The organism is uncultured Limnohabitans sp. (assembly GCF_937889215.1).
Lineage (GTDB): Bacteria > Pseudomonadota > Gammaproteobacteria > Burkholderiales > Burkholderiaceae_C > Limnohabitans_A.
In genome coordinates this window covers 1-5,947 of the sequence record NZ_CALBEX010000430.1, presented here as the reverse complement: position 1 = coordinate 5,947, position 5,947 = coordinate 1, and the positions used below count along the sequence as shown (strand labels likewise).

The following is a 5,947-nucleotide window of genomic DNA, read 5'->3' as shown; positions in this document are numbered from 1 at the left end:
GGACGCGGGGTTGAACATCTCCGACAGGAATTGTTCGGAGCCCGCATCACCGTGCAGCACCGAGTTTTCGCCGCCTTCTTCGTAGTTCAAGACAAACTGCACCGCCACGCGGGCGCCGCCGGGCCACTGGGCGTGCGGCACATGGCGGCCGTAGCCAATCAGGTCGCGGGGGTAGGGGAGGGTGCTGTCGTAGGTGCTCATGGTCGTTTGCGATTTAAGCCAAGGCCAGGGAAATGTCGTGCGTGGGCACTTTGCGGTCAAAAGTCAGGCTGGCTTCGACGTGCAGCAGGTGTTCGTGCATCAGGCGCACGGCCAGGTCCGAGTTCTTCGCCTCAAAAGCGGCCACCAAGGCCACATGCTCGTCGGTGGAGTGTTCGGCCTCGTTGCGCGACTGGTACATGAGCGTGATCAGGGCGCAGCGCGAGATCAACTCGCCCAGCACTTGGTCCAGCACGTCGTTGTTCATGAGCTCGGCCATGCGCACATGGAAGTCGCCCAGCAACTCGGTGCGCCCGGTGATGTCGCCTTGCGTCACCGCCTCACGTTCTTGCTGGATGTGTTCTCTGAGCGCAGTGATTTGCTCAGGCGTGACCTGCTGCACAAAGGCGCGGGTCATCTCGGCTTCGAGCATGCGGCGCACGGCAAACACCTGTTGTGCTTCTTCGACCGAGGGGGCCGCCACAAACGCGCCGCGAGCAGGCTCCAGACGGATCAGGCGGTTTTGCGACAGCTGAAACAGCGCTTGGCGCACCAGCGTGCGCGAGACGCCAAAGTGGTCGGCCAGCTTTTGCTCGGCCAGTTTCGAGCCAGGCAAAAGCCGGTGCTCCACGATGGCGCGGGTCAGCGATTCGACGATGTGGTGCGTGGTGGAAGTTTCCATGTCTCGCGGTCCCTTGGGGCTTTTGCCCGGGTGTTTTTGTGTCGGTGGATGAAATCATAGCCACCAAAAGCAAAATTGTATACACTTCGGTCGACCGGTTTGTAGGGCTTTTCAAAGCCGTGCCAAAACCACCCTTTTTTGACCCCTATTCAAGACAAGCGAGCACACCATGGGATTGAGCACACACGTTCTGGACACCATGCACGGCTGCCCCGCAGCGGGCATGCAGGTGGCCCTCTACACCACGCAAGGCGAGCAGGCCACCTTGGTCAAAAGCTTCACCCTCAACCACGATGGGCGCAACCCTGACGGCATGCTGTATGACCACGCCAGCCTGCGCAAAGGCACTTACCGTTTGGTCTTTAATGTGAGCGACTACTTCAAAGCCAAAGGCGTGGAACTGCCCGAGCCCAATTTCCTGAACCGCGTGTCGCTGGACTTTGGAGTCGCCCACGAAGACCAGCACTACCATGTGCCCCTGTTGGCCAGCCCTTGGAGTTACTCGACTTATCGGGGGTCTTGAAAGCCAACGAGGCTTGGCCCCGGTGAAACGGCCCCAACGGGTCTGTTGACCAGACGGAGATTCAGCTCAGTTTGACTTTGGACAGGTCAAAACTGGGTTTCGGCGTCTTCAGCTTCATGTTTTCCAGGGTCTGCACGATCAGCCCGGCCACGAAGCTGTCGCGGTAAGGCTTGCTGTCGGCGGGCACCACATACCAAGGCGATTCGGGCGTGCTGGTGGCGCTCAGGGCCTCTTCGTAGGCTTGGGTGAATTGGGGCCAAAGATCGCGGTCGTCAAAGTCCGAAGGCTGCAGCTTCCAATGTTTGCGCGGGTCGTCCAGCCGGGCTTGCAGGCGTTTCTTTTGTTCGGATTTGGAGATGTGCAAATAGCACTTCAACACGGAGATGCCCGCGTCTTGCAGCAAAGACTCGAAGTGCAGGATGTTGTCGTACCGTTTTTGGCAGGTTTTCTCGTCAATCAGGCCCCGCACGCGGGTGACCAGCACGTCTTCGTAATGGCTGCGGTTGAAAATCACCATTTCGCCACGCGCAGGTGCTTTGGCGTGGATGCGCCACAAAAAATCATGGCGGCTTTCCAGCTCAGTGGGCACGCCAAAGGCTTCGGCCCGCACGCCCGAGGGGCTGACATGGGTGAAAACGCTGCGGATCACGCCATCCTTGCCCGCCGTGTCCATGCCCTGAAACACCACCAGCAAGCCCCGTGTTTTGGCTGCATGCAGGGTGCTTTGCAGTTTGTCGAGCTTTTCGCCCATGTCGACCAAGTGGTCATCCAATTCACTGTTTGAGGGGAGTTTTTTGGACGGAGGCTCGGTGTCAAAGTCCGAAAGTTGGCATTTGCGCTTGGGCAAAACATACCAAGGGGTGTAGTCTTTGGATTGCATCCTGACAGTGTAGGCACTTTCTCAGGTCCGGCCCGTTCGCTGGCGCACCGATCTATTTGTGTGCCCAGCGCTTGGAGGGCTGGGCATCTTGGGGTCAACTCACTAAAATCAGGCTTTTACCGTTTATTTACCATTCCCCGCACCATGACCCAAGTCACCAACACCGTGCGCTTTGTGCTCGACGGCCAAATCGTCGAAGCCCAAGGCAAGCGCCGCACCACCACTGTTCTGGATTACCTGCGCGAGCAGCTGCACCGCACTGGCACCAAAGAGGGCTGCGCCGAAGGCGATTGCGGTGCTTGCGTGGTCATGGTGGGTGAACTCAACGCGGCTGGCACGGGCGTGGACTATGTGGCCACCAACGCCTGTATCCAGCTGCTGCCTTCGCTGGACGGCAAATCGGTGAAAACCGTCGAGAGCCTTAAAAAAGCCGACGGCAGCATGCACCCTGTTCAAGAAGAAATGGTCAAGTGCCACGGCTCGCAGTGCGGCTTTTGCACGCCTGGCATCGTCATGAGCTTGGTGAACTTGGTGCAGGTTTTGCCCACCCCCAACCGCCAGCAAATCACCGATTCGCTGAGCGGCAACCTGTGCCGCTGCACGGGCTACAAGCCGATCATCGAATCGGCCGCCAAGGCCTGCGCCAAGCCGGCGGCGCTCAAGCTTGACGACAGCGCCGATGTGCCTTTGCTCAAAGAAATTCAGCGCTCCAAAGTGCCCACGCTGAGCCTGGATGGCGACATCATCGTGCAGCCGGTGGTGCGCACCAAAAAGGGCAACGAATTTGTCTCGCCCGCCACCCTCGCCGAAGTCGCTGACTATTTGGTGAAAAACCCCACCACCACTTTGCTGGCGGGCAGCACCGAAATTGGCCTGCAGGTGAACAAGCAGTTCTCACGCCCAGACCACATCATGTATTTGGGCAACGTGGCCGAGCTGCGCCAAGTGACCGAAACCGCCAGCGCTTGGCGCATTGGCGCGGCCGTGTCGCTCACGCAAGTCGAAGCGCTGGTGGCCCAGGCCTACCCCGATTTCACCGAAGTGCTGCGCCGCTTTGGCTCGCCGCCCATCCGCTCCACTGCCACGCTGGCGGGCAACATCGCCAACGGCTCGCCGATTGGCGACACCATGCCTTGCCTGATGGCGCTGGGTGCCAGCCTGGTGCTGCGCTGTGGCGACAAGACCCGCAAGGTGCTGCTCGACAACTTCTACACTGGCATGAAGAAAAACGTGATGGAGCTCGGCGAGTTCATCGAAGCCGTCGAATTGCCCAAGCCGGTGGCGGGCCAAGTGTTCCGCGCCCACAAGGTGAGCAAGCGTTTTGAACAAGACATTTCAGCTACCTGCGCCGCCATCAGTTACACGCTGAAAGACGGCAAGTTGAGCGGCGTGAAACTGGCCTACAACGGCTTGGCCCCATCGCCCTGCCGCGCGCCGAAGCTGGAAGCCGTGCTGGAAGGTCAATTGCCCGCTGATGTGAAAGCGGCTGATTTGGATGCCGCGATTGCCGCCAGCTTCACCGCGCGCGACGGCTTGCGCGCTACATGGGCTTATCGCGCTTTGGTGGCCCGCAACCTGGCCTTGGAATTCATCGAAGAACAGAAAGAGGTGGCTTGAATGAACGCTCCTACCGCACTCAAAAACCTGTTGCCCACATCGGGCGTTCAGCAGGGCACCGACATCGTTCACGAGTCCGCGCACCTGCACGTCACCGGCTCGGCCACTTACATCGACGACATCCCTGAGCACGCGGGCACTTTGTACGCCGCACTCATCCTGTCGCCTGTGGCGCATGGCGAGTTGATCGGCGACGGCATCGACCGCGCAGCGATTTTGAAAGAGCACGGCGTGGTCGCGGTCTACACCGCCAAAGACATTCCCGGCGAGAACAACTGCGGCCCCATCATCCATGACGACCCGTTCCTCGCCGCAGGCAAGGTCGAGTTCATCGGCCAGGCCGTGGCCGTGGTCGTGGCGCGCGACATGCTCTATGCACGCGAAGCCGCCCACAAAGCCAAAGTGTTGGTGAAAGAACTGCCACCCATCTTGACGGTGGAAGAGGCGATGGCAGCGAACAGCTTCATCATGCCGCCCAAGGGCATCACGCGTGGTGACGCTGCCATAGCCATTGCCAATGCGCCCCACAAGATCAAGGGCACCACGCGCACTGGCCAGCAAGAGCAGTTCTATCTGGAAGGCCAGATCACTTATGCGGTGCCCAAAGAAGACGGCCAGCTCACGCTGTACGTGTCAACCCAGCACCCCGACGGCAACCAGCGCGAAGCTGCGCACGCCCTGAACCTGCACACCAACGATGTGGAGGTGATTTGCCGCCGCATGGGTGGCGGCTTTGGTGGCAAAGAAGGCAACGCCAGCATCTTCAGCCAAAGCGCCGCTTTGGCCGCTTTCAAGCTGCAAAAGCCCGTCAAGCTGCGCGTGAACCGCGACGACGACATGACGATCACCGGCAAGCGCCACGATTTCCGCATCGACTACGAAGTGGGTTTTGACGAGACCGGCCGCGTGCTGGGTGCAGACATTACCCTCATGTCACGCTGCGGCTACAGCACCGATTACTCCGGCCCAGTGAACGATCGCGCTTGCTTGCACATCGACAACACCTACCACCTGCCGGCGCTCAAGTTGCTCAGCCACCGCTGCAAAACCAACACCCAAAGCGCCACCGCTTTTCGTGGTTTCGGCGGCCCGCAAGGCATGTTCGGCATCGAGACGGTGATGGACGAGATTGCCATGACTTTGGGCAAAGACCCCTTGGAAGTGCGCAAGCTCAACCTCTACAAAGACCCCGCCATCAGCGGCTCGCCCGACACCATGACCACCCAATACAACCAGCTCATTGAAGACTGGGTGGGTGACAAGGTGATCGACCAAGTGGAGCAGGAATCCAAATACGCCGAGCGCCGCGCAGCGGTGCAAGCCTTCAACGCCAAGAGCAAAACCCGCAAGCGCGGTTTGTCGCTCGTGCCATTGAAGTTTGGCATCAGCTTCACCGCCACCCACCTGAACCAAGGCGGCGCATTGCTGGTGGTCTACATGGACGGCTCGGTCAGCTGCAACCACGGTGGCACCGAAATGGGCCAGGGCCTGAACACCAAGATGGCGCAGGTGTGTGCCGATGGTCTGGGCATCAGCGTCGACAAAGTGCGCATCACCGCCACCGACTCGCAAAAAGTGCCCAATGCTTCGGCCACTTCCGCATCGAGTGGCGCCGACATCAACGGCGCGGCCATCATGAACGCGACGCTGCAAATGCGTGAGCGCTTGAAGCCTGTGGCCGCCCGCATGCTGGGCTGCCAGCCGGAAGACGTGGCTTTTGCCAACAACGAAGTGCACGATGGCTCAAATCCTGAGGGCAAGTCTGTCAAGTGGGCCGATGTGACCAAGCAAGCGTACATGGAGCGTGTGGGCTTGTCGGTCACGGGCTTTTACATGACGCCCGAAATCAAATACGACTTCGCTACCCTGAATGGCCGTGCGTTCTATTACTACTGTTACGGCGCTGCCGTGAGCGAAGTGGAAATTGACACCCGCACGGGCGAGTGGCGGCTCTTGGGCGTGGACATCGTGCACGACGTGGGCCGCAGCATCAACCCCGCATTGGACAAAGGCCAGATCGAAGGCGCTTTTGTGCAAGGCATGGGCT

At 59.9% G+C, this 5,947-nt stretch carries 5 protein-coding genes and 1 pseudogene; 3 read left to right on the top strand and 3 right to left on the bottom strand.

Annotated features, from left to right (window positions below; translation table 11 throughout):
* Positions 1–201, bottom strand: a pseudogene (locus Q0341_RS11010) (allantoinase); the annotation flags it as partial.
* A gap of 13 nt (positions 202–214) precedes the next feature.
* Complete coding sequence (locus tag Q0341_RS11005; RefSeq protein WP_299513156.1) at positions 215–880, bottom strand: GntR family transcriptional regulator; 666 nt, start codon at positions 878–880, stop codon at positions 215–217.
* A 169-nt stretch (positions 881–1,049) separates the two neighbouring features.
* On the opposite strand from Q0341_RS11005, the gene uraH reads away from it, so the two are divergent.
* Positions 1,050–1,403, top strand: coding sequence for a hydroxyisourate hydrolase (uraH, locus tag Q0341_RS11000; RefSeq protein ID WP_299513154.1), 354 nt, complete (start codon positions 1,050–1,052; stop codon positions 1,401–1,403).
* 61 nt (positions 1,404–1,464) lie between these two features.
* Here the strand turns inward: uraH and Q0341_RS10995 are convergent, their stop codons facing one another.
* Entirely contained in the window at positions 1,465–2,283 is an 819-nt protein-coding gene (locus Q0341_RS10995) for a PPK2 family polyphosphate kinase (RefSeq protein WP_299513151.1), read from the bottom strand.
* Between the two features lie 144 nt (positions 2,284–2,427).
* Between Q0341_RS10995 and xdhA the strand changes: the two genes are divergently transcribed.
* Both xdhA and xdhB read left to right on the top strand, forming a co-directional pair.
* Positions 2,428–3,900: a xanthine dehydrogenase small subunit gene (gene xdhA, locus Q0341_RS10990; RefSeq protein WP_299513149.1), complete on the top strand. Its 1,473-nt coding sequence runs from the start codon at positions 2,428–2,430 to the stop codon at positions 3,898–3,900.
* Positions 3,901–5,947: xanthine dehydrogenase molybdopterin binding subunit (xdhB, locus tag Q0341_RS10985; protein ID WP_299513146.1), on the top strand; the 2,047-nt coding region annotated here is incomplete at its 3' end.

Coding starts and splice junctions, on each gene's coding strand:
- Q0341_RS11005 (WP_299513156.1), bottom strand. CDS start 880: ATGGAAACTTCCACCACGCACCACATCGTCGAATCGCTGACCCGCGCC.
- Q0341_RS10995 (WP_299513151.1), bottom strand. CDS start 2,283: ATGCAATCCAAAGACTACACCCCTTGGTATGTTTTGCCCAAGCGCAAA.
- xdhA (WP_299513149.1), top strand. CDS start 2,428: ATGACCCAAGTCACCAACACCGTGCGCTTTGTGCTCGACGGCCAAATC.
- uraH (WP_299513154.1), top strand. CDS start 1,050: ATGGGATTGAGCACACACGTTCTGGACACCATGCACGGCTGCCCCGCA.